At 64.3% G+C, this 560-nt stretch carries 1 protein-coding gene; it reads right to left on the bottom strand.

Annotated features, from left to right (window positions below; translation table 11 throughout):
• Positions 1 to 34: 34 nt before the first annotated feature.
• Positions 35 to 560, bottom strand: a 526-nt coding sequence (locus ACP7AJ_RS21630; protein WP_426062316.1) for a pectate lyase family protein, incomplete at its 5' end; no start/stop codon positions are given.

Here is a 560-nt window from a genome sequence, read left to right as displayed (position 1 = left end):
CGACGTTCGGAATGCCTGCTTCCGGGCCCGGCGGCTACAGCTTGCCGATGCCGGCTCCCTGCAGCACGACGTGCTTCACGTCCGCCGTGGGCGTCAGGGCGGTTGCATACGCGTAGGGCGGGGTAAAGGCGCAGGTTGAGGCCGTGGGCTGGCTGCCGTGGCTGGCCACGTAGAGGTTGCCGGCCACGTCCCAGTGGCCGGGTTCCTTGCTGTTCTTGGTAATGACGGGGTTTTTCACGTCCTCAAAGTAATTGTTTTCCACCCGCAGGCAGGCGCCCATGCGGCTGTTGATGCCCGTGCCGTAGACGTGGCGGAAGTAGTTGTTGAACACGTGCCCCGTGCCAAAGCGGTACACGGGCACCCGCTCGTGGATGTTCGCGTAGTGGTTGTGGTGAAACGTCACCTTCCGGTCGCCCACGTCCTGGTCGGAGTTGCCGATCAGGTGGCTTTTGTGGTGGTCGTGGAAGTAGTTCCAGGAAAGGGTGAGGTACGCGCTCGCGCCCTTGGCGTCGACCAGGCCGTCGTACAGGTCCTGGTTGGGCTGGGTCGCCGGGTCGAGG

This window comes from Hymenobacter sp. B1770 (genome assembly GCF_049896385.1).
Lineage (GTDB): Bacteria > Bacteroidota > Bacteroidia > Cytophagales > Hymenobacteraceae > Hymenobacter.
Note: the sequence above shows the minus strand (reverse complement) of the source record. Positions and strands in the feature narration are given on the sequence as shown.